The following is a 23,443-nucleotide window of genomic DNA, read 5'->3' as shown; positions in this document are numbered from 1 at the left end:
TGCCGAACGGTCCTTCCCCCGAGTATAAAAATTTACGTTGTCTCTCTCGAAAATTGTCTCGTCCGAACCGTCCGCTCGCCGTCGTCCACCTCGACGACGGTGTCGAACAGCGGCGCCAGCGTGTCGACCGTCTGTCGGTCGTGAGCGGTCGGGTCGAGGTGGACGTGTGCGCTAGCGTCGGCCGCGTCGAGTTGCCCGACGACGGCGTGGAGGAACTCGTACACCGTCTCTACGGGGACGTTCTGGAGCAGTGCGGTCAGCGAGTCGAAACAGAGGACGACGTCGTCGGCCGCCGATAATTCCTGACTCAGCGTGATACCGAGACAGGTCAGGTCGCTCGGCGTCGAGACGGTGTCGACGTCGACGTCCGCAATCGAGGGGTCGGCCGCCGTCGACGCGTCACCGACGGCGACGACGGTCAGCGAGGGGGCGTCGTCGGTCCCGACAGCACGCGGATACGCCTCGAGACACGCCGCCGGCGGGCACGTAAACGTCACCAACACGACCGTGGCGTCCAGCCCCGCCGACGACAACAGGCCCAGACAGGTCTCGCTCCCAGCGTACCCACTCTCTCCGGGCATCGGCGAGTGACACAGCAGGGTAGTACTGGCGTTCGCGATGGTGTCGGGTATTTCACACATAGTGTTCCGCTGGTCGTCCACAGACCGCTCAGTCGACGGCCGATACTGAAAACGTCACGGAGTCAGCGACGAGTTCGGCGACCCGCTCTCGCGCTTCGGGTTCCGACGCGGCGAGGACGACGAGACCGTCCGCCGGCCCGTCACCGCTGGCCCGGTACGCCTGTAGATCGCCCTCGAAGTCGGCAGCGTAGGTCCGTAACACGCCGCGGACATCCGATTCGAGGTCCGAGAGCGAGCACTCGCCGGCCTCGAAGGCGGCGAGCGCTTCCTCGACGTTCCGGAGGGCTGAGATGCGGTCCATCTACGTCGTCCGAAGGTGGTCGGTACGAGGTTCGTACACCTCGCCTTTCTGTTTGAGTTTCTCTATCTCGTGTTCGGCCTTCGACTCGTCGATGCCGACCTCCTCGGCGCGTTCGACGACGACGTCGATCGGCGCGCCTTCGTCGTACTCGTCCTCGATGTCGGCGATGATGCCCCGGATGTTCTGGATGCGGTCGCGCTGGCTCTTCGAGGTGCCGGTCTCGACCACGTCGGCGTCGAACTCGCCGGTCTCGGGGTCGACACCGATCTCTTTCAGGCAGTAGTGGGCGATGTCGACCGCCCGGTCGGCGTCCGCCTCCTCGACGGTATCCGAGAGGCGGATGCGCGCCGACGCCTCGGCCAGCCGGACCAGCGCTTCGAGTTTCCGGGCGGTCACCGGCACCGGCGCGTCGTCGTCCTGCCCTTTCAGTCGCAGGTCGACGTAGAAGTCCTCGATGACCGTCTTCGCCTCCTCGGTCATCGTCGGGAAGCAGTTCCGTTTCGCGTAGGCGACGTACTTCCGGAGGAGGTCCGGTTCGATGGTCGGCGCCACCTCGTCGGTGACGGTGTCGACTTCTTCCTCGGAGAAGTTCGAGGTCGGGTTCTGCGTGCGGTGGGTGTGCAGTTCGCCCGCGTAGTTCGTCTGGATGATGTGTTCCGCGAGGTTGCGGTCGGCCTCCTCGTCGGGCTTGTCGGTGACGGTGAAGATGAGGTCGAATCGGGAGATGAGCGCGGGTTCTAAGTCGATCTGCTCGCCGATGGGTTCGTACTGGTCGAAGCGGCCGTACTTCGGGTTCGCGGCACCTAGCAACGAACACCGCGATTTGAGCGTCGCGTTGATACCGGCCTTCGAGACGCTGATACGCTGCTGTTCGAGCGCCTCGTGCATCGCCGAGCGGTCCTCGGGGCTCATCTTGTCGAGTTCGTCCACCGCGGCGATGCCCTGGTCCGCGAGGACGAGCGCCCCCGCTTCGAGCGTCCACTGCTGGCCGTCGCCGAAGTCGTCGCGGACGGCTGCTGCGGTCAGCCCTGCTGAACTGGACCCCTTGCCGGAGGTGTAGACGGACCGCGGCGCAATCTCTCGGATATATGATAACATCTGGGATTTCCCGGTCCCAGGGTCTCCTATCAGCAACATATGGAGGTCGCCACGTATACGCGAACCGTCAGGAAGGTCCTTCGTCACCCCAGAGAACAACTGGAGCATCATCGCGAGTTTCTCCTTCTCGTAGCCGTAGATGGAGGGGGCGATGGCGCCGACCATCTGGTCGTAGATGTCGGGTTCGTTCGAGAGTTCGACGATCTCCGTCTTGTCGGCGTCGGTAATCTCCATGTCCTCGAACTGCTCGTCCTCGATGACGATGCTGACACCGTCCATGTAGATGTCGAACATCGGGGACTTGTCCTGATCGGACCCCTGCTGGTCGAGTTTGAGGATACCCGTCGCGCGGACGTGGTCGCCGGCAGTGACCTTCCCCGTGATGTCGTCCTCGATGTTGATGTCGATGGACTGGGGCGTCTCCCCGCCGCGAAGGCCCTCCGGGGACTCCTGGACGCGGATCTTCTGGGCGTCGATGAACTCGGACTGGTCGGTGTTCAGGCGGAACGGGCCCTGTCGTTCACAGCCCTGACACTCGTGGGGTTCCTGAAAGTCGCCGGCGGCCTGTGGGATACGGGTGAGGGTGCCACAGCGCTGGCACTCGAAGGCGGCAGTGAGGACCTTCGGCCGAACGTCCGTCGCCTTGCGGACGATGCCCTGTACGGCGATGAGGTTGCCGTGGTGTTCGTGGCGTATCTCCCTGATGTCCTCGGACTCCGGGAGGTTCTGGACGCGGACGTGGGCCTGCCCGAGCGAGACATCCACCGGGAGGTCATAGAGGCGCAAGGCTTCCTCGGCGTACTCTTGCAGTTGCTCCGGTTTCGTGCGGTAGTCGTCGGCGAGGTCGGGGTCGAACCGGTAGAGGTCCTGCCAGTCGACGTACAGCGACTTCTGGTCGTTCGGGTATTTCTGGGCGAGCTCACCGATTTCGTTTCGGTAGTAGTTGCGGTAGAACTCCTCGAAGCGGTCGATGAGTTCGGTGTTCTCGGCGGTCGCCATCTGAGTGCACAGAGGTTACGCCCACTCGCCTAAGAAGGTTCGCAAACCTGAGTGGAAGTGATCGATGGCGGCTACGATGTGCGTGACTGCGATAGGTTCGTCCCCGAAACGAAGGGGTGGGTCGGTCACTCGCCGAGACTCCGCAGACTCTCGTAACACGCGCCGACGGGATGGTAGCCGGGTTCGACCGCGGGACCGTCGCCGGCCGGGTACGCCTCGTTGTCGGCGTCGGCCCGCTCGTGCCACCCACCCGTGGGCGCGACCATGGTGTCGAGCGCGTACTCCCAGAACCGCTCGTACCACTCCCGGTACCAGTCGTCGTCCGTGCGTTCTGCGAGCGCCGCTGCGGCGCCGATAGCCTCGGCGACTTCCCAGCTATACTTGTCGTCGACGACCGGGTCGTCGTCCTCGTCCAGCGTGTAGTAGAAGCCGCCACGTTCGTCGTCCCACCCGTCGAGCGCCGTCTCGAACAGGTCGGGCGCGCGCTGGCCGGGCCACTGGACGTCGAGGTGCCGGTCGAGAATCGAGAGGAGTTTCGCCCACTCGATGTGGTGGCCCGGTTGGTACCCCCACGGCCGGAACTGGTGGGCCGGGTCGTCCCGGTTGTAGTCGAAGTCGGGCGTCCAATCCGTCTCGAAGTGCTCCCAGAGACGGCCGTCGTCGGTCGAGAGGTCGACACAGAGCCGCTTGGCGACGGTCGCCGCTCTGTCGAGGTAGTGTTGCTCGCCGGTGACTTCGTAGGCGACCAGCGCCGCCTCGCAGGCGTGCATGTTCGCGTTCTGGCCCCGGTAGGGGTCGGCCTCGCTCCAGTCGGCGTCCCACCCGCTACGATAGAGGCCGTGCTCCGCTTCGAAGAAGCGCTCGTCCAGCAGGTCCCACGTCTGGGCCAGATACTTCCCGGCGTTCTGGACGCCCGCGTCGGCCGCCCGAGCGTACGCGAGGACGACGAAGGCGTGGCCGTAGCAGACCCGGCGGGAGTCCGTCGGCGTCGTGCCGTCGAGTACCCAGTGATAGCCGCCGCGGTCGGCATCCCGGAAGTGGTCCTGTAGGAACTCGACGCCGCGTTCGGCCGCCTCGCGCCACCACACGTCGCCGAACACCTCGCTCGCCAGCGCGAAGTTCCGGGTGAACCGCGCCGCCGCGACGAGGTGCTTGCTGTCCGGGTCATACACCTCGCCTGTGTCGGCGTCTAGTTGCGCGACGAACCCGCCGTGTCGCTCGTCGACGCACGTCGGATAGTAGAACTCCAGCACCGCCCGCATCCGGTCCCGAAGCCAGCCGGGGTCGGTGTAGTCCGTCATCTAGAGACGATGACGGTTCTACGGGGCAAGAAGGTTCGGGCGGAGACGTAACTCGGGGAGATAAAGGAGTTGGATGGGATCGCCCAGATTTGAACTAGGGGCACGGGCACCCAAGGCCCGAAGGTTACCAAGCTACCCCACGATCCCGTACCACCACTTCTGCCCGTCACCGAGTAAAGGGTTTCGTTGGGCGGCGGGCCGTGTCACGCAGGCGCGAGGCCCCAGAAGAAGGCGATGCCGAGCGTGGTCACGACGGCGAAGACGGCCTGTAACGGTGCACCGACCTTCAGGTAGTCCGTAAAGCGGTAGCCACCGGGGCCGTACACGAGCAGGTTGGTCTGGTAGCCCACCGGCGTCATGAACGCGGTCGACGCGGCGAAGGTCACCGCGAGGACGAACGCGAAGGCGTTGGCGTTCAGTTGCTGGGCCGCCTCGACGGCGACGGGAATCATCAGCACGACGGAGGCGTTGTTCGAGATGACGTTGGTCAACACGGCGGTGACGACGTACATCAGGCCCAGCACGACGATGCTGGAGAGGTTCGGGGCCGCGAGGACGAACAGGTCCGCGAGCAGGTCCGCGCCGCCGGTCGCCTGTAAAGCGATACCCAGCGGGATGACACCGGCGAGCAGGAAGATGACGTCCCACTGGACGGCGTCGTACAGTTCCTGCGGGCGCAGACACCCGGTCAGGACCATCGCCACCGCACCGGCCAGCGCCGAGACGACGATGTGAATCGGAGTGAGGGCGGCGATGCCGACGACGGCGGCGACGATGCCGACGGCGACGGGGATCTTCGATCGGCGGAAGTCCGGGCGTTCGACCTCCTGTGCGACGATGAAGTCCCGGTTGACGTTGAGGCGGTCGATGCTGTCGGCGGTGGCCTGGACGAGCAGGGTGTCGCCGACTTTCAGGGTGATGCGGTCCATCCGCTGGCGGAACAGTTCGCGACCGCGGCGCAGGGCCAGCACCGTCGCGTCGTAGCGCTGTCGGAAGTTCGCCGAGGTCAGCGTCTCGCCGACGAGCGACGAGCCCGGGGCGACGACGAGTTCGACGAGGTTCTGGTGTTCGCTCGCACTCTCCAGTTCCGCGTCGTCGACCTCCACTTCGGGGATGAGGTCCAGCCCCTCGGCGTCAAGGAGGTCGACCAGCGTGTCCCGGTCGGTCCGAAGTGCGAAGACGTCGCCGGGCCGGATCGTCTTCGGGTCCAGCGGTTCGAGGAAGACTCGGTCGCCACGGACCAACTGGACGACGTCGACGTCGAACTCCGTCTCCGAGAGGGCCCCACGGACCGTCTGGCCGACGATGGGAGAGTCCTCGCGGACGACGACTTCGGTGAGGTACTCGCCCATCTCGAACTCGTCGGTCAGGTCCTCTCGGGCCTCGATGCGGCCGGGGACGAGCCAGCGACCCACCGTCATGAGATAGACGGTGCCGACGACGGTGACGACGATGCCTAGCTGGGTGAACTCGAACATCCCGAAGGGGTGGCCGAGCAACTCGGCGGAGAGTTGCGAGGCGAGGATGTTCGTCGAGGTGCCGATGAGCGTGAGCATCCCACCGAACATCGAGGCATAGGAGAGCGGGAGGAGAAGTTTCGACGGCGAAGTCTTGCCCTTGTGGGCGATTTCTGTCACCATCGGCAGGAGGATGGCGACCGCGGCGGTGTTGTTGATAAAGCCGGAGATAGGGCCGACGAGGCCGACGGTGGCACCCAGTTGCCGCGTCTCGCTGTCGCCAGTCAGCGAAGCGAGTCGTGACCCGAGCATCTGGACGATACCCGTCCGCTGGACGCCGTCCGAGAGGATGAACATCGCGAGGACGGTGATAGTCGCCGTCGAGGCGAACCCCGAGAGTCCCTGTGTCAGCGGCGAGACGCCGTCGCCGGGCTGGTGGAGGACGTACAGCGGTTCAGCCAGCAGACCGGCGTCGACGAGCGTCGTGGTGACCGGTTCGACCAGCATCAGCGCGACCATCAGGGTGATTGCGGTCACGTCGACCGGCAGAGCCTCCGTCGCGAACAGGACGAGCGCGACGAGTATCAGCGCGAAGACGAACGCCATGGCGGGCGTGACCGGAGGCAAGGACACACCGGTGAGTAGACCGGGTCCGGCAAAAGATTGCGGATTGCATCAGGCGTCTCGCCCGAGGTCGGCGAGCAGGGCCTCGTAGCTCCGGGCGAACACCGGCACCGTCCGGAGGGAGTTGGCCGCGACCTGAAACACCGGGACTGCGAGGGGGCCGTCGGTGCCGCTGACCACGACGACGGCCTCGTGGTCGGCGTCCGCGGACCACTCGCCGTCTAGCTCCCGGACCAGTACCTCGCCGAAGTAGCTCCCGAGTTCCGTGGTGACGCTCGTAAAGGCCCGGTCGTCGAACGTGGCCTCGCTCCCGAAGGTGGCGTCCTCGAACCGGTCGTCGTCCCACTCGGCGCCGACGAGGTCGTCGAGGCGGGCGAGCGACGCCGGGGTGAAATCGAGGTCGCGTTCGGCCCAGAAGTCGGTGAACTCCGCCGCCGTCGCGGCGTACTCGGCCCGGAGGCCGTCGCCGGTCGTGGGGTCCGTCTCCGTGACCGGGCCCATCTCGACCTCGCCGTCGGTCGCCGCGTCGTCGGGGGCAGTGCCGTCCTCGGGGGCAGCCACCGTGTCACCCTCACTGGACTGGTCGGCGGCGGACTCGGCCGCGTCCGAACCGAGCAGGTCGACGTCGGATTGCTCGGCCTCGGCCGCGTTGGTCGCTCGCGCCGTATCTGCGGTGGGGTCGCTGTCGGCCGGCGGGTCGGGTGGCGTCTCCGCGTCGCGCTCTCTTTTGATGTCCGACGAGACTGCCTCGGCGGTCGTCGCCGCGTCGTCGGCCACCGCTGCCCGTTCGGCCCCGTCCTTGGCCGTGGGGGTCGTCTCGTCGCCGTCGGGTCCGTCACCGTCGTCGGGTTCGACGGCGTCCATCGTCGGGTACACCTCGTCGGCCACAGTCCCAGCGGCACCCTCTGACGCCGTCGGGTCCGCGGTCACAGTGTCGTCGTTCGCCTCGCCCACGTCCTCACTCGGCGCGTCCGTTGTCCCGTCACCCTCGTCCGTCTCGGCCGAGTCCTGTGTCGTGTCGGCGTCGTCGACTGTCTCCGCCGAGTCAGTCGCATCGGGTCGGCGTTCGTCGGCTACCCGCTCCGCGACGACCGCGAACGCCGGGTCACCGGCGACCGACTGTGCCGCCACCTCGAAGACGTCGACGGTCACCTCGTCGTCCGGGCCGGCGACCGCCCAGCCGTCCTCGGCCGTCCACTCGCCGTCGTAGGTACGGACCAGCACCTCGCCGAAGTAGCTCCCGAACTGGACGGCCTTCGGGGAGTAGGCCGTCCCGTCGGACGGCGTGTCCTCCGTCCAGTCGTCACGGCCGGCGATGGCCTCGTCGAGCCGTTCGAGTGAGGTCATCGAAAAATCGAGCGGATCGCCGTCGCTGGCGGCGTTCTCGGCCCGGTCGCGGAACTCGTCGGGACCGAGTGCGGTGACGTCGACCATGTCCGGTCGCGACTCGGTGTCGTCCGACCCGTCGTCGCCCCGGCCGACCGCACGGCGGATGCTGTCGAACAGCCCCATGGCCACCGCAAGACGGTCGGGCTACAAGAAGGTACGCCCCTACTGCTCTTCACGCAGTTCCATCTCGGCGACGATGTCGTAGGGGTCGAGCCCCTTCCGGATGCCATCGAGCAACTGGAACGACTCGTCGGGCGAGAGGAAGTGTCGAGTGACGGCCCGGCCGAGCGGCGTCGGCGAGAGGCCGTCGATGAACTCGTACTCGAGCAGTTTGCCGAGGGCGTGTTTCGTCGGTACCTCGCCGACCATCCGGTCGTTGAGGCGTTTGGCCTGCGTGCCCGCGACGGTGACGTTCGCCAGCGTCTCCTCGACGGCCGCGCCCTCGTCGTACCGGGTGATGACCGGTTCCATCTCCCCCTTCAGTAACTTGAACGCCACCTCGTCTTCGGTCATCTCCATGCTGTTGTGGTACGAGCAGTCGGGTTCGACCAGCAGGTACACCGTCCCCTTGTCGTGGTAGTCGGGCCGACCCGCCCGGCCGAGCATCTGCTCGAACTCCTGGACGGTGAGCCACTCGATGCCCATCGCCAGCGAGTCGAAGACGACCTGCGAGGCCGGAAAGTCCACCCCGGCGGCCAGCGCGGCCGTCGTCACGACGGCCGCCAGGTCCTGGTCGGCGAACTGCTTCTCGACGCGCTGGCGCTTGCGGTTGTCCAGCCCGGCGTGGTAGGGGGCGGAACTGTACTCCAGTTTCCGGGATATCTGGTGACAGCGCCGCCGCGAGTTGGTGAAGATGATGGTCTGGCCGCGGTACCCCTTGCTCGATTTCGTATCGAACGCCCGCTTGACCAGTTTGTTCTCCGTGTCTATCTTCTCGCGGCCGTCGGCGAAGGTGACGTGGCGTTCGATGGGCACCGGGCGCTCCTCGAACTCGATGAGTTTGGCCTGCAGTTTCTCGGCCAGTTGGCCGGGGTTGCCCACCGTCGCCGAGAGGTATATCCACTGGGTGTCCCCGTCGGCTTGCTCGCCGCCGCCGCGGTCGTGTCGGGCGGCCTCGGTCGTCCCGCGCTCACAGTAGTACTTCAACCGCGAGATGAGGCCGTCGAGGCGGTGGCCGCGTTCGTCCTCGCCGAGCGTGTGCACCTCGTCGATGACGACGGTGCCCACGGAGCCGAGGTCCTTGCCCGTCCGGATCGCGTGATCGATACCCTCGTAGGTACCGACGATGACGTCGGCCTCGGGGTCGAACCGGCCGCCCTCGTCGGCGATGCGACTCGCACCCACGCGCAGGGAGACGTCGACCATGTCCCCGTAGCGCTCCTTGAACGACTCGTACTTCTGGTTGGCCAGCGCGACCAGCGGGACCAGAAACAGCATCGTCCCCTTGCCGTTGAGGACGCGGTCCAGTCCAGCGAGTTCGCCGACCAGCGTCTTCCCCGTCGCCGTCGCGGAGACGACCAGTTGGTCCTGTCCGTCCATCGCGCCGTGGTCGACGGCCAGACTCTGGACCGGGAGCAGCGTGTCGAACCGGGACTCGACGTGCTGTTGGATGCCGGGATGGAGGTTCAGCGTCTCCGTCGAGACGAGGTCGATGTCGTCGACGGTGGCCGAGATCTCGTCGAACTTCGTCAGATCGGGGTCCAGTTGGCCCGACAGGAGGTTCGTGATGCGGTCTAGATCCTGTACCTCCAACAGGAGTTCTTCGAGGCGCTTGCGGGCGTCGCCGGTGATGTCTCCCTCGAAGGCGAGTTCCCGGTCGAGTTCCTCGCGGGCGCAGTCGGGACAGATACTCTCCCCGTCGGCCTCGATGGCCGTCTCGCTCGTGATGGGCGAGTACCGGCCCGCCGAGGAGCAGTACCGACAGGTCCGGACGACCTTCGCCTCTAGCTGGTAGCCGGCGAGCATCTCGCGGATGCGCTCGCGGGCCAGCGGCGACGTCTGCTCGGAGATGCGGATACGCGTGGCTCGGCGCGCCAGTTCGACGAACTGGTCGGGGGCGCGCAGGTCCTCGCCGGAGCCGTCCTTGATGCGGAGGCGTCGGGGTCGCGGCCCCGCGTCCGTCTCCTTCAGTTCGAGGACGCCGTGGAACAGGCGTCCGCCGTCTCGCTGGGCGACCACCCGGACGTCCTCGCCGTGCTCGTGGAGGAACAGCGTATCCACCTTCGCGGCCTGCTGCGACACACCTGTACGTACGACGCGGCACCTACTTCAGTCACTCGACACAGAACCGAACACGGAATGCCCGATAGACGTGCCAGCGAGGACGATCCAGAACAGCCAGAAAGCCCCCGACCGCTCGACGGCTGCAACTCGCTGCGGTCCTCGGCCTCCGGCCTGTGGTCCTTGCGTCGTTTCGCTCGCCGAGCGGTCGGCCCTTTTCAGTCCCGCCCCCTGGAACAGCCGACCGGGTGGGACTGAAAGGGGCGGCCGTCTGCAGGAACCCCGACGACGAAAGCACTGCACCGAGCGAACGTAGTGAGCGAGGGAAGCGCGCGACGAGTCGCGGGACTGCAGACGGCCGGGGCTTTCTGGCTCTCTGCAGTGGTTGCGCCGAGAGAGTACCCCCAGAAGCACCAGCCCCACCGATTGCTAGCCACAGCGCGTTTAAGTCGGTCGACCGACAACAGTATCACATGCGTCGGTTCCGCATCGGGAGCGCCTTCGGCATCCCCATCCAGCTCGACCTGACGTTCCTGCTGGTCTTGCCCCTGTTCGCGTGGATCATCGGGACGCAGGTCGAACAGACGACGGAGCTGTTGAACGACTCGCTCGGTGCGGGGCTGGACCCCGCCGTGCTGACCGACGGGAGTCTCGTCTGGGTGCTCGGCGTCGTCGCCGCCGTCGGCCTCTTCACCGGCGTCGTCCTGCACGAACTGGGCCACTCGCTGGTCGCCATCCGCTATGGCTACCCCATCGACTCCATCACGCTGTGGCTGTTCGGCGGCATCGCCCAGTTGACCGAGACGCCCGAGGACTGGAAGCAGGAACTCGCCATCGCCGTCGCCGGCCCCCTCGTCAGCGTCGCGCTGGGGGTACTCTCCTACCTCGCCTTCTTCGTACTCCCGGGCACGCAGTCGACCATCGTGGAAGCGGCCCGGTTCGTGCTTGCCTACCTCGCCGTGATGAACCTCGCGCTGGCGGTGTTCAACATGCTGCCGGGGTTCCCGATGGACGGCGGACGGGTCCTCCGGGCGTTACTGGCCCGCACCCGCCCGTACGCCCGAGCGACGAAGATAGCCGCCGAGGTGGGGAAGATATTCGCCATCATGCTCGGCCTCTTCGGCCTGTTCGTCGCCGGCAACATCTTTCTGGCCGGGCTGGCCTTTTTCATCTACATCGGTGCCGAGGGCGAGTCCCGCCAGACGGCGATGGCCGCCGCCTTCGAAGGCGTGACGGTGCAGGACGTGATGACCCCCGCAGACCACGTCACGTCCGTGACGCCGCGGATGTCCGTTCGAGAGCTCATCCAGACGATGTTCGAGGAACGACACACCGGCTACCCCGTCGAGACGGACGGCGAAGTCGTCGGCCTCGTCACCTTAGAGGACGCCCGCGCCGTACGGGAGGTCGAACGCGAAGCGTACACCGTCGGCGACGTGATGAGCACCGACCTCTACACCGTCTCGCCTGACGCCGACGTGATGGACGCCCTCACGCAGCTCCAGCAGAACTCCGTCGGCCGACTGGTCGTCACCGACGAGGACGGCGAGTTCCTCGGGCTACTCACCCGCTCGGACATCATGACCGCGCTCTCCATCATCAAGTCCAGCAGTGAGTACGGCTCCGTCGGCGAGTCCGAGTCGCGGACGCTGCGGCCGGAACCCTGAGGCCGGCGGCGCACTGGAACACAGCGACTCGACTGGCCGACTGGACCGCATCGAAGAAAGGGAGGTCCGGGCGCGGGAATTGAACCCGCCTCTTAGCCACCACAAGGCTAAAGGATGCCACTACCCCAGCCCGGACGCGCGTGCTGAAGCAATCCAAGGTAATCCGGAAGTACAGAAATACGTTACGACTCTGGGGTGGCTTCGAGACGCTTTTACACGGTCGGTGACTATACGCCCCCAAGCGTGGCCATCACGGACAAGATATACGTCAAGAACCACCAGCAACTCGCCTCGCAGTTAGAGACGAGTTTCCCGAAGGGCGCGTTCAAGGGAGCGACGCTCGACATCCTCTTTCAGGGAGAGGGGCTGGCCAAACTCGACGACGCCTCGCGCGAGCGAGTACTCGACTTCGCGGAGGACTTCATGGACTGTGACTGTCAGGCCGCGCCCCACTGTGGCTGTCCCGAGCGGAAGTTCGTCGCCTACCTGCTGGAACTACGCGAACAGGGGCTCGGCCCCGACGCCATCGTCGACGTGATGAGCGACGACTACATGCTGTATGCCTATCCCGGCGACGTGCTCTCCTTTCTCGACGACGCGGTCCGAACTCTCGAAGCGGTGGAGACGCTGGCGGACGTAGACGGGGAGCGAGAGGTCGCCGAAGAAGTACAACGACGGCGCAACCGGCTGGTGTAGCGAGTCGGCCGCCGCCCCGTCCGAAGTGAGACACTGAGCGACGGCTACGGTCAGTGTCGAGCGGTGTCCGCGCCACTGGCGAGCCAGTTGTACGTCTGACTGTTCCGAACAGTGACGTTCGAAGATTTTAGGTACGCCTAAATACTTGGGGCGGTGCCTTTTAGGCCACCCTAAACACAATCGCTGCGTGTTGCTTTAGGCCGGCCTAAAGTCTAGTGGTTTTATGTTCTTTTAGGCTGACCTAAAACTGTATGCAACAGTCGAAGACACGACGAGAGCGGTATCAGAGGGTCGTACCGAGCGGTTTCGGAGGGAGTATGCTATGAGTTACATGGACGGCGGCAACGACGCCATCCTCTCGCAGCAAGCCAGCCGGGAGTCCAGCGCGCGGACCTACCCCCGACACCTGCCGCTGGCGATACGCGACGCGCAGGGGTGTACCGTGACCGACATGGACGGCAACGAGTACTACGACTGCCTCGCGGGGGCCGGGACGCTCGCGCTCGGTCACAACCACCCACGCGTCGTCGAGGCGATGGAACAGGCACTGGCGGCCGAGAACCCGATTCACACGCTCGACATCTCCACGCCCGCGAAAGAGCGGTTCGTCGACTCGCTGTTCGAGAGCCTCCCAGAGGAGTTCAGCGAGCGAGCGAAGGTGCAGTTCTGTAGCCCGGCCGGGACCGACGCCGTCGAGGCGGCGCTGAAACTCGTCAAGACGGCCACCGGAAACCGAAGCGTCCTCGGGTTTCAGGGCGCCTATCACGGGATGACCAGCGGTGCGCTCTCGCTGATGGGCGACACTGACGCCAAGGAGCCGATACCGGGGCTGATGAACGACGTCCACCATTTGCCGTTCCCCTACGACTACCGGTGTCCGTTCGGCGTCGGCGGCGAGGAGGGCGCTCGCATCGCCAGCGAGTACGTCGAGAACCTGCTGGACGACGGCGAGAGCGGCATCACCGACCCGGCGGGCATGATTCTCGAACCAGTGCAGGGCGAAGGCGGGGCGATTCCCGCGCCCGACACGTGGCTTCGAGAGATACGGCGCATCACGCGCGAGCGTGACGTCCCGCTGATTCTGGACGAGATTCAGGCAGGGATGGGTCGGACCGGCGAGACGTACGCCTTCGAACACGCCGACATCGTCCCGGACGTGCTCACCCTCTCGAAGGCCATCGGCGGCGGCCTCCCGCTCGCCGTCGTCGTCTACGACGAGTCGCTGGACGTCTGGGACCCGGGCGCCCACGCCGGCACCTTCCGCGGCAATCAACTGGCGATGGCGGCCGGCGAGGCGACCATCGACTACGTCCTCGAAAACGACCTCGACGACCACGCCGCCGAGATGGGCGCCCGGTTGCGCGACCACCTCGAAACCACGGCCGAGGGCGTCGACGCCGTCGGCGACGTTCGCGGCCGCGGCCTGATGCTCGGCGTCGAGTTCGTCGACCCGGGCGCCGACTGGCAGGGTGCCGGCCCGCACGCGCCGGACAGCGACTTCGCAGCGGCCGTCCAGGCCGAGTGTTTCGACCGTGGCCTCGTCGTCGAACTCGGCGGTCGCGACAGCGCCACCGCGCGCTTCCTCCCGCCCCTCGTCGTCTCGCGCGAGCAGATAGACGACGTGGCAGCCATCTTCGACGAGGCAGTCACCGCCGTTCTGAACGAGGAGTCCCGTGCGGAGGTGGCGGCGTGAGCGCTTCCGACCTGTTCCTCGGGTCCGAGGCGGGCGATGCGGCCTACCGCGAGGCGATGGCCCGGGCGACCGACGCCGTCGTCGAGACGGTCGCAGACCGCGACGAGCCGTACACGGGTCACTCGCCGCAGGCACTCGCCGAACAGTTCGGCGCGCCGGTCGTCCCCGAGGACGGCGTCGGCCCCGACGCCGCGATAGACGAGGTCGCCGAGACGGTGCTTGCACGCTCGGTCGCCACGTCGAACTCGCGGTGTAGCGCCCACCTCCAGTGCCCGCCGATGGTGCCGGGACTGGCCGCCGAGGCGATGCTCACCGCGGCGAATCAGTCGCTCGACTCCTTCGATCAGGCGCCGGCCGCGACGGTCCTCGAACAGCGAGTCGTCGACGCGCTCTGTGACCTGTTCGACCTCCCGAACGGCGCGGACGGCGTCTTCACCAGCGGCGGAACGCAGTCGAACTTTCAGGCGCTCCTGCTCGCCCGCGACCGGTACTGCCACCGGGCGTTCGGTCGGGACGTACAGGCCGACGGACTCCCGAGCGAGGCCGATTCGCTCCGCATCGTCTGTTCGGAGACGGCCCACTTCACCGGGAAGCAGGCGGCCCACCACCTCGGTCTCGGCGAGGACGCCGTCGTCACGGTGCCGACCGACGAGGAGCGCCGGATGGACGTGGACGCTCTCGATAGGACGCTCGCCGACCTCACAGACCGAGGCCGGCGGCCCTTCGCTCTCGTCGGGACGGCCGGCACGACCGACTTCGGCGCCGTCGACCCCCTCGCCGACCTCGCCGACCGGGCCATAGAGCACGACCTCTGGTTCCACGTCGACGCGGCCTACGGCGGCGCGCTGGCGCTGACCGACGACCACGCCGGCATGCTCTCGGGCATCGAACGCGCGGACTCGCTGGCCGTGGACTTCCACAAACTGTTCTACCAGCCCATCAGTTGCGGGGCGTTCCTGGTCCGGGACGGCGAGGACTTCCGATGGATGGCGCGCAACGCCGCCTACCTCAACCCGGAGACCCACGACGAGGGCGGGGTCCCGAACCTCGTCGCGAAGTCGGTCCAGACGACGCGCCGCTTCGACGCGCTGAAGCCGTACGTCGCGTTTCGCGCCGTCGGCCGCGAGCGGTTCGGAGCGCTCGTCGAGTCGACGCTCGAACTGGCGGACGACGCGGCGGCGCTTCTCGACGACGCCGAGGACTTCGAACTGCTCTCGGACCCGACGCTGAGCACCGTCGTCTTCCGCTACCGGCCACGTGACGGAATGACCGACGAGGCGGTGAGTCGGCTGAACGCAGACCTCAGGCGGCGACTGCTGGCGGACGGGCGAGCGATCGTCGCCCGAACCGACGTCGACGACGTCACGAGCCTGAAGGTCACGCTGCTGAACCCGACGGCCACGCTCGACGACGTCGCCGCGATGCTGGACGTACTCCGGGACTGTGGACGGGGTACGCTCACGGAGCAGGGGGCGAGCGCATGAGCCTCGGCGTCGAACGGGACGAGGCGGCCGCCGTCGACCCGGAACAGCGGGCCGACGCGGCCACCGTCGACGCGTTCCTCAACTGCTATCTGCGGGAAACCGGCGACTACGAGGTACACGAAGACCCCGTGGCCGGCATCGACCCGGGTCCCGACGGCCTCCTCCGGAAACGCCTGCCGGAACAGGGCGTCCAACTGCTCGCGCCGCTCGTCCACCGCTCACCGACCGAACGCCACCTGTTCGAGACGCCGGTCCGGTACCGCCTCCCCGACGGAACGACCCAGCCGGTGGACGCGGCGACGCTCGCCTCGCTCGTGGTGAAAGACCTCTCGCTCGAACGGGACGGCGAGGCCGTGCCGGACGCGTTACTGGAGCGCGTCCTCCGGAGCAAGCGAAACGTCGAGACGTTCGTCACTGCACGGACGGACGACCCGCACGCCGCCATCGACCAGACGTTCCGGGAGGCCGAGCAGTCGCTGGTGTTCGGCCACCACCGACACCCGACGCCGAAGAGTCGGCAGGGCATCGCCGAGCGGAACCGCGAGACGTACGCGCCGGAACTGGCGGGGTCGTTCCCGCTGCACTACTTCCGAGCGTCGCCCGACATCGTCGCGGCCGAGTCGGCCCTCGATACGGACGCGGCGACGTGGGTGGACGACGCGCTCCGGGCGGACCCAGCGGTGTCCGATTCGTTCGTCGAGAACCACGTCGAGAGCGAAGACGTGCTGCTGCCGGTCCACCCGTGGCAGGCGGACTTCCTGCTCGACCAACCCCACGTCCGGCGACACCTCGGCGACGGCCTCTCCCACCTCGGACCGGTCGGTCGTGAGTTCTACCCGACCACGTCGGTCCGGACGCTGTACGCCCCGGACGCACCGTTCATGGTGAAGTCCTCGCTCTCCGTCCAGATAACCAACTCCGTCCGGACGAACAAGCGACCCGAACTCGAACGGGGCGTGGCCCTCGCGGAACTGTTCGATACCGCCTTCGGCGACGAACTCGACGCGGCTTTCCCGAATTTCGACGTAGTTCGGGACCCCGCGTATCTCGCGCTGGATGTCGGAAAGAGGCGGGAGTCCGGACTGGAAACCGTCCTCCGGGCGAACCCCTTCCGCGGCGAACTCGCCGAGCGGTCGACCCCGCTCGTGGCGCTCTGTCAGGACGCCGTCGTGGGGCAGTCGCGTCTCGGTCGCCTCGTCACCGACATCGCCGACCGCGAGGACCGCGCCGCGGCGGCCGTCAGCGAGGAGTGGTTCCGTCGGTATCTCGAAACCGCGATTCGGCCGGTGCTGTGGCTCTACCTCGAACAGGGCGTCGGCGTCGAGGCCCACCAGCAGAACTCGGTACTCACGCTGGACGCCGAGGGCTACCCCAGCGAGTTCCGCTACCGTGACAATCAGGGCTTTTACTTCCCCGAATCGCAGTACGACCGGGTCGAGGACTATCTGCCGGGCGTCGGCGAGCGAGCGGACACCGTCTGTGCGGACGCCGTCGCCGACGAACGCCTGCGGTACTACGTCGTTCTGAACAACGCCTTCGACGTCATCAACGCGTTCGGGAGCGCCGGCCTCGTCGACGAACGGCGTCTGCTGTCGTCTCTCCGCGATGAACTCGAACGCGCTCGCGACCGGTACGACCGCCCCACCTCCGAGTTTCTCGACCCACTGCTGGAATCGCCCACGGTTCCCTGTAAGGCCAACCTGCTGACGCGCTTCCGGGGGCTGGACGAACTGGAGAACGACATCGAGAACCAGTCCGTCTACACGGACGTCACGAACCCGCTCGTCACCGAACTCGACGCATGACAGGACCAGACGCGACTATCGCGACGGCGTACGACTACCAGACCTACGACCCGAGCATCGACCGCACGATATCGGTCCGGCAGGCGACGATGGAGCGTGACCTCGGTCGACTCCACGCGTGGCTCTCCAACGACCACGTGAAGCCGTACTGGCAACTCGACCTGCCCCTGCCGGCGTTCCGCGACCGTCTCGCGGCGAAACTCGACGACGACCACCTCACGCCATACGTCGGCTGTCTCGACCACGTCCCGATGAGCTACTGGGAGTGTTACTGGGCCGCCGAGGACGACGTCGCGGCCCACTACGACGCCGACCCGGCCGACCAGGGCGTCCACCTGCTCGTCGGCCCCGAGGAGTATCTCGGGAACGGCTACGCGCGCTCGCTCTTGCGGGCCGTCGTCGCCATGCAGTTCCGCCACTCCGAGACCGAACGCGTCGTCGCGGAACCGGACGTGCGCAACGACCGCGTCGTCCACGTCTTCGAGCAGTGCGGGTTCGAGCCACGCGGGGAGTTCCACTTCGAGGACGCCGAGAAGGACGCCCTGTTGCTGGTCTGTGAGCGCGACCACTTCGAGTCGGAGGTTCTCGCAGACGCCACGGCCGTCCCGACCACGGGGGGGTGGGGATGAGCGGGACGGTCCACGACGTCGTCGGCGTCGGCGTCGGCCCGTTCAACCTCGGCCTCGCGGCCATGCTCGACGGCGTCGAGGAAGCCGTCGACGCCGCGTTCCTCGAACGCGACCCAGAGTTCCACTGGCACGAGGGGATGTTGCTGGAGGGGGCGACGCTTGAAGTGCCGTTCCTCGCCGACCTCGTGAGCCTCGCGGACCCCACCAACCCCCACAGCTACCTCAACTACCTGCGGGAGACGGGCCGCATCTACGAGTTCTACTTCTACGAGACGTTCCAGATTCCCCGCCGGGAGTACGACGACTACCTCCGCTGGGTCGCCGACCGTCTCGACTCGTGTCGGTTCAGCCGCGAGGTGACCGACGTTCGCTGGGACGACCGCGACGAGTGCTACGTCGTCACCGCACGCCACCCCGAGACCGACGAGCGCTTCGAGTATCGCGGCGAACACCTCGCGCTCGGCGTCGGCAGTCGGCCACAGGTTCCCGAGCAACTGCAGGGCCACCCCGAGGAGGACGTCTTCCACACGGCGACGTACCGCTTCAACCGCGACCGTGTACTGGACGCGGATTCCGTCACGGTCGTCGGATCGGGCCAGAGCGCCGCCGAGGTGTTTCGGGACCTGCTCGAACGCCAGTCGGCCCACGACTACCGGCTGGACTGGCTCACCCGCTCTGATGGATTCTTCCCGATGGAGTACTCGAAACTCGGCCTCCAGCACTTCACGCCCGAGTACGAGCGGTACGTCTACGACCTCCCGCAGGAGACCAAAGACGACCTCGTCCCGAATCAGGACTTGCTGTACAAGGGCGTCGACCCCGGGACGAGCGCCGAGATATACGACCTGCTCTACCGTCGGTCCATCGGCGACCGCGACCCCGACGTCGGCCTGTTCGCGATGACGGAGGTGCGGGACATCGCGTCGACCGGCGACGCTTACGCGCTGGACTGTCACCAGTGGCAGGCCGAGACGTCGTTCGTCCACGAGAGCGAGGTCGTCGTCCTCGGGACCGGCTACGAGCGCCCCATGCCGGGGTTCCTCGAACCGCTCGAAGACGCCATCTCGTGGGACGAGCAGGGCCGGTTCGAGGTGGCCGAGGACCATCGCCTCGAAATCGACCTCTCCGGCGACGTCTTCCTCCAGAACGCCGACCTGCACACCCACGGCGTCGGCGTCCCCGACCTCGGCCTCGGCTGTCACCGCAACGCGCGGTTCGTCAACCGACTCCTCGGCCGCGAGGCCTACCCCGAGGACGCGGACACCGTCTATCAGGACTTCTCCGTCGAACAGTTCGTCGAACACGCCCCCGACACCACCCGACAGCGTGGCCCGGAACCGACCCCCACGCAGGACGACTAACTCAGGAACCCCAACGACACGACGTCCGAGACGCACTGAGTACAGACGTATGACAGCCGCCGACGAAGAAGCGCGGAGAAACAGCGGTCGGTGGCGGCCCCAAACCGCGTCTCAGACGTCCTCGAAACTGCCGATGCGGTAGGAGGCGTCTTCCTCGTCGCCCTCGTCTAAGTCTTCTAAGTGGATGACCTCGTCCTGGTCCATCTCGTCGAGTTGCTGGCGGAGTTTCGTCACGTAGCGTTTGTGCTCTTCGAGTTGCTCGCGCAGGTGTTCGGCCTCCAGTTCGAGGCGTTCGTGTTCGCGGACGAAGCTCTTTGGCACCTCGACTTTCGGCGGGAAGCTCTCGGTACTGCTCTCCTCGGCTGCGTCTTCCAGTTCGTGTTCCGGCGCGACCTTCACCTGCCCGTCGTGGGCCACCAGCGTGTCGACGTAGTCTCGAAAGACCGCAGAGAGAGAGATGTCTCGCTCCTCCGCGATTTCGCGGAGCGTCTCGAACTTGTCCTCGCTCACGCGAAAGGAGATGGTCTTGTTCTTGTTCCCCATCGTTGTGTCCTACTCGTCACTCATCGTATTTAATCGTTTGTCAGACGCTGGCACGCAGCGGCGACGGGCGGAATAAACTCGCCCGAAGAGCGAAGCAATTTAGCCCGGCCCGCTCCCCGCCTCGCACATGGACGCGACCGCACACCACTACGCCGTCACCGTCAGCGACCTCGAACGCGCCGTCGAGTTCTACCGCGACGTCCTCGGGTTGGAGGTCGTCTCACGGTTCTCCGTCGGCGGCGAGGCGTTCGCGACCGGCGTCGGCGTCGATGGCGCCAGCGCCGACTTCGCCCATCTGGACGCCGGCGGCGCCCGCGTCGAACTCGTCCAGTACACGCCTGCAGGTGAGCCCCGCTCCGACGGCGACCTCAACCGACCCGGCGCGACCCACCTGGGCCTCGAAGTCGAGGACCTCGATGCGGTCTACGACGGCCTGCCCGACGGCGTGGAGACGCTCTCGGAACCACAGACGACCGAGAGCGGGACGCGCATCTGCTTTTTGCGGGACCCGGAGGGCACGCTGGTCGAACTGCTTGAGACCTGAGACGAGCAGACCGAACCGCGGGCGCCGGCTTCAGTCGGCGCTCGCTTCCGCTTGCTCGTCCTGCATGCTCTCTAGAGCGCCGACGACGGACTGTCGGTACCGCTCGACGTCGTCGCCGTACTCCTCGTGGGCCATCTGGATGTACTCGTCGACGTCGGGGGCCTCGGGGTCGGCGTCGCCGAACCGACGGATACGCTCAAGCGTTCGCTCGGCCGTCTCGACGACCCAGCGGTCGCGCGTGGCCTCGTCGACCTGCGAGATGGACTCGGGGCGGACCGAGACGTTCACGTCGCCCTCGTCGGTCTCGTAGGTCCGTGGCTTGCCGACCACGGCGACGTACGCCGGCGGTTCCAGTTCCCGCAGCATCGAGGCGGCGTCTGGCTGGTACTGCCCGGCGTACATGAAGAACGTGTCGCCGTTGGGGTCGACGACACGACCCTGCCAGTACTCGCTGTCCTCGCCGACGTCTTCCGTCTCGGTGAGGGTTCCGACGAGGAACACGCGGTTGGCGCGCTGGCCCGTCGGGAGGAGGACGTACACCGGGGCGCGGTCGTCGTCGGACTCCTTGAACGTGTAACTCGCGTCGTTGAACTCGCGGGCGAAGACGCGTCGGGCGACTTCGCGGGTTGGTGTGCTCGCCATTTAGATCGACCTCGCTTTGATCAGCACTTCGTCTGCATCCACTGGTCCGGCCAGTCGCTCCTGGTCGTCCGCGAGGACGTACCGGCCGAACGTCGGTCCGGTGACCCGGTAGTAGCGCCCGAGGATGTCCTCGCGCATCTCGTCTGCGACGACGGTGGTGTCGAGTGCGTCCATCGCCATCTCCTTGGCTTCTTCGAGGGTGATGCCGGTGAGCTTCTCCGTGGCCTCCTCGTCGAAGATGACCTCGGTGACGTCCTCGCCGTCGTCTAAGACGCCCTTGATGCGGAGGTCGAACTCGCCTTCGACCTCGCCGTGTTCGCTACAGCGACCGTTCTGGAGGACGCGGGTGCAGTCCTCCTCGGGGCAGCGCTTGATCAGCCCCGACCCCGACTGGATGTCGACGAGTGCGCCCTCGACTTCGACGCTGTCGTCGCCGACTTCGATGGTCTCGTCGAGTTCCTCGATGGTGGTCGTCCGGTTGAGTTTCACCGAGAAGCGGCCCTGGTACTCGTCGGTGACGACGTTCCGGAGGCTGTAGGACTTCCCTTCCTCCAGTTCTGGAAGGTCGGATTTCGACCACTTGGTGAACTTGATAGTGCCCGTCTCGTCGCCGAGCAAGCCGACCTGTGCGACGGCGTCGGCGCGCGGGTCCCACAGTTCCACGACGGTGACGCGCATGTCGACCCACTCCTCGGGCGAGTCGACGTCGGCCACCTCGACCTGTTCGTTGCCGCCGCCACCGCCGCCGAGCTGGTCGCGGTCCATCCCGGCCTCGTCGAGGTACGTGTTGGTGACGCTCCGGCGTGCCTCGTTGAGGGGGACCTTGTACTCGTTGACCAGCGTGTCGAGACGTTCCTCGACGTCGTCGACGTCTATGTCTAGCTGGTCGGTAAACTGCTCGTGTATCTCTTCCGCTTGGGTACGCAAATCTGATTCGGTCATGTGCTGTCACTGTCTCCGCCTTGTTTTCGATGGGAGACATTCGACGGTTGGTCGGCTTCATGTATAAACCCTCCCCCGGCACGGTGAAAGTGAAACCGGTCGACAGCGGCTCTATCGTGAGCCACATCGGGACGCGAGTCGAGAACGCCCGCTACCGGCACTCGCTGTCGCTGTCAGCGGAGCGCCCGGAAAACTGCAACGAAGGTCTCCGACCGTCGGCGCAAAACGCGAGCGTTACTGGTCGCTGCCGGCGTCCGCAGTCGCATTCACGCTGGCGTTCGCCTCGGCGCTGGCGTCGGCGTCCACCTCGCCGTCGGGGTTGGCGTTCGTGTCGACGTTCTCGCCGACGTCAGTGGGCGCGTTGCCCGCCGCTCCATCGTCGGGCGTCACGTCGCTAATCTGCTCGCCGAGGGTCCCGCCGAGGTCACCGGCGACGTGCTGTTGAATCAGCGCGTGAATCTCGGCCACGAAGTCCGGCACCTGTTCGGGCAGGTCCGCGGGCGGGCCGCGCTCGCCGTCGGGGCCGACGTCATTCGGCTGGCCCTGCCGCTCCTGCTCGGCGGCCTCGCTCCCGTTCGCCGAGTTCGACTCGTTGGTCTCCTCGGCGTCGGCCGCCGCTGCGGCGCTCGCGTTCGCCGTCGCGTTCACACTGGTGTTCGCGTTCGCGTCAACGGTGGTGTTCGCGTCGGCGCTGGCGTTCACGTCGCTATCGGCGCTGGCGTCCACCTCGACGGTGCCGTCGGCCGCCGCGTCGGTGGTGTCGTCGGTCTGTACCCCTGTGGCCGCGGGCAGCGCCGCCGCCGAGCCCGTGACCACGAGCACGGCCAGCAGCGCGCCGGCAATCTTCGTGAGCTTCATCGTGTCTTGCCTCCGCTCGGCCCTCTGGACCGGCCACACTTCAAGGGGGCAAGCGGAGAAGCCGGATTAACGATATTTAGCCCGTTTTGGCCGCTCTACACGCCCGTTTAATCCGAGTTAACGCGGATTATCGGTCCGTTCGTGTGGTCCCCTCGGGCGACTGTCGGCGACGGCCCGCGAGGCGACTCGCGCGGCCCCCGGCACGCGAGAAGATTGATTTGCCGCCGGTCGGTACGTGGCGGTATGGGCGACGGCGACGAACGAGACGAGGCCCGACTCGGGCGGTTCATCCAGGGGACGCTCCGGTCGGTCGGGGACCAACTTTCCGAGGCGAAGCGCGCGTACAGCGACGGAAAACGCGCCGCGCTGGCCGGCCTCCCCCGCGACGAGGACGGGCGGGCGCGAATCGTCTGTCGACGTCACGCCGAGCGCCGCGCCGTCTCGCTGGACCCCGTCTCTCGCCCCGACTGTTTCGACGCCGACCACCCCGACTGTCAGGGCTGTGTCGAAGACATCCGCGACGGCACCGTCGAGACGTGGTGACTGCCC

General features: G+C 66.7%; 20 protein-coding genes and 1 tRNA gene. 9 read left to right on the top strand and 12 right to left on the bottom strand.

Translation table 11 applies throughout. From position 1 onward, the window contains the following. Positions 1-32 precede the first annotated feature (32 nt). The 8 genes from NDI85_RS14610 to NDI85_RS14575 all read right to left on the bottom strand — a co-directional run bounded on the left by NDI85_RS14610 (position 33) and on the right by NDI85_RS14575 (position 10,051). Positions 33-641 carry a hypothetical protein gene (locus tag NDI85_RS14610; RefSeq protein WP_310916205.1) on the bottom strand — a complete coding sequence of 203 codons (609 nt, stop codon included), beginning with the start codon at positions 639-641 and terminating at the stop codon, positions 33-35. A 28-nt stretch (positions 642-669) separates the two neighbouring features. Next, entirely contained in the window at positions 670-942 is a 273-nt protein-coding gene (locus NDI85_RS14605) for a hypothetical protein (protein WP_166967426.1), read from the bottom strand. After that, complete coding sequence (locus tag NDI85_RS14600; RefSeq protein WP_310916204.1) at positions 943-3,039, bottom strand: minichromosome maintenance protein MCM; 2,097 nt, start codon at positions 3,037-3,039, stop codon at positions 943-945. Positions 3,040-3,164: 125 nt separating this feature from the next. Next, a complete protein-coding gene (locus tag NDI85_RS14595; protein ID WP_189001857.1) occupies positions 3,165-4,340 on the bottom strand; it encodes an AGE family epimerase/isomerase in 1,176 nt (391 codons plus the stop codon). Between the two features lie 74 nt (positions 4,341-4,414). Further along, a tRNA-Pro gene (locus NDI85_RS14590) sits at positions 4,415-4,487 on the bottom strand. Positions 4,488-4,543: 56 nt separating this feature from the next. Further along, positions 4,544-6,403 carry an SLC13 family permease gene (locus tag NDI85_RS14585; protein WP_189001986.1) on the bottom strand — a complete coding sequence of 620 codons (1,860 nt, stop codon included), beginning with the start codon at positions 6,401-6,403 and terminating at the stop codon, positions 4,544-4,546. A gap of 69 nt (positions 6,404-6,472) precedes the next feature. Continuing rightward, the gene (locus NDI85_RS14580; protein WP_310916203.1) at positions 6,473-7,933 is read right to left on the bottom strand and encodes a hypothetical protein; all 1,461 of its coding nucleotides are present in this window, start codon (positions 7,931-7,933) and stop codon (positions 6,473-6,475) included. A gap of 39 nt (positions 7,934-7,972) precedes the next feature. Further along, positions 7,973-10,051, bottom strand: a complete 2,079-nt coding sequence (locus tag NDI85_RS14575; protein ID WP_189001854.1) for a DEAD/DEAH box helicase — start codon at positions 10,049-10,051, stop codon at positions 7,973-7,975. Positions 10,052-10,503: 452 nt separating this feature from the next. Here NDI85_RS14575 and NDI85_RS14570 point away from each other — a divergent pair, with 452 nt between their 5' ends. From NDI85_RS14570 to NDI85_RS14540, 7 genes are all read left to right on the top strand, one after another. Further along, positions 10,504-11,697, top strand: coding sequence for a CBS domain-containing protein (locus NDI85_RS14570; RefSeq protein ID WP_189001852.1), 1,194 nt, complete (start codon positions 10,504-10,506; stop codon positions 11,695-11,697). Between the two features lie 243 nt (positions 11,698-11,940). Next, positions 11,941-12,393 carry a DUF5814 domain-containing protein gene (locus NDI85_RS14565; RefSeq protein WP_310916202.1) on the top strand — a complete coding sequence of 151 codons (453 nt, stop codon included), beginning with the start codon at positions 11,941-11,943 and terminating at the stop codon, positions 12,391-12,393. Between the two features lie 247 nt (positions 12,394-12,640). Next, entirely contained in the window at positions 12,641-14,086 is a 1,446-nt protein-coding gene (locus tag NDI85_RS14560) for a diaminobutyrate--2-oxoglutarate transaminase (protein ID WP_396275541.1), read from the top strand. Next, entirely contained in the window at positions 14,083-15,570 is a 1,488-nt protein-coding gene (locus tag NDI85_RS14555; RefSeq protein WP_310916201.1) for an aspartate aminotransferase family protein, read from the top strand. Before NDI85_RS14560 ends, NDI85_RS14555 begins: the two co-directional genes overlap by 4 nt. Next, positions 15,567-17,375 (top strand): IucA/IucC family protein, encoded by a 1,809-nt coding sequence (locus NDI85_RS14550; RefSeq protein ID WP_310916200.1) that lies wholly within the window; start codon positions 15,567-15,569, stop codon positions 17,373-17,375. The genes NDI85_RS14555 and NDI85_RS14550 overlap by 4 nt, the downstream gene beginning before the upstream one ends. Next, complete coding sequence (locus tag NDI85_RS14545; RefSeq protein WP_310916199.1) at positions 17,372-18,004, top strand: GNAT family N-acetyltransferase; 633 nt, start codon at positions 17,372-17,374, stop codon at positions 18,002-18,004. Before NDI85_RS14550 ends, NDI85_RS14545 begins: the two co-directional genes overlap by 4 nt. After that, a complete protein-coding gene (locus NDI85_RS14540) occupies positions 18,001-19,365 on the top strand; it encodes a SidA/IucD/PvdA family monooxygenase (RefSeq protein WP_310916198.1) in 1,365 nt (454 codons plus the stop codon). Before NDI85_RS14545 ends, NDI85_RS14540 begins: the two co-directional genes overlap by 4 nt. A 111-nt stretch (positions 19,366-19,476) precedes the next feature. On the opposite strand, the gene NDI85_RS14535 is transcribed toward NDI85_RS14540, so the two are convergent. Beyond that, on the bottom strand, positions 19,477-19,908 hold the full coding sequence (locus tag NDI85_RS14535) for a CopG family transcriptional regulator (RefSeq protein WP_166967380.1): 432 nt from the start codon (positions 19,906-19,908) through the stop codon (positions 19,477-19,479). A 127-nt stretch (positions 19,909-20,035) separates the two neighbouring features. Between NDI85_RS14535 and NDI85_RS14530 the strand changes: the two genes are divergently transcribed. Next, positions 20,036-20,452, top strand: coding sequence for a VOC family protein (locus NDI85_RS14530; RefSeq protein WP_310916197.1), 417 nt, complete (start codon positions 20,036-20,038; stop codon positions 20,450-20,452). Between the two features lie 30 nt (positions 20,453-20,482). Here NDI85_RS14530 and NDI85_RS14525 read toward each other — a convergent pair whose 3' ends face one another. From NDI85_RS14525 to NDI85_RS14515, 3 genes are all read right to left on the bottom strand, one after another. After that, on the bottom strand, positions 20,483-21,094 hold the full coding sequence (locus tag NDI85_RS14525) for an RPA family protein (RefSeq protein ID WP_166967376.1): 612 nt from the start codon (positions 21,092-21,094) through the stop codon (positions 20,483-20,485). Then, positions 21,095-22,036, bottom strand: coding sequence for a replication factor A (locus tag NDI85_RS14520; protein WP_189001833.1), 942 nt, complete (start codon positions 22,034-22,036; stop codon positions 21,095-21,097). A gap of 234 nt (positions 22,037-22,270) precedes the next feature. Beyond that, the gene (locus NDI85_RS14515; protein WP_189001826.1) at positions 22,271-22,894 is read right to left on the bottom strand and encodes a hypothetical protein; all 624 of its coding nucleotides are present in this window, start codon (positions 22,892-22,894) and stop codon (positions 22,271-22,273) included. Positions 22,895-23,137: 243 nt separating this feature from the next. On the opposite strand from NDI85_RS14515, the gene NDI85_RS14510 reads away from it, so the two are divergent. After that, positions 23,138-23,437, top strand: a complete 300-nt coding sequence (locus tag NDI85_RS14510) for a hypothetical protein (protein WP_189001824.1) — start codon at positions 23,138-23,140, stop codon at positions 23,435-23,437. Positions 23,438-23,443 lie beyond the last annotated feature (6 nt).

It is taken from the genome of Haloarcula sp. S1AR25-4 (genome assembly GCF_031624555.1).
Lineage (GTDB): Archaea > Halobacteriota > Halobacteria > Halobacteriales > Haloarculaceae > Haloarcula > Haloarcula pellucida.
This window is presented reverse-complemented; position numbering and strand designations above follow the sequence as displayed.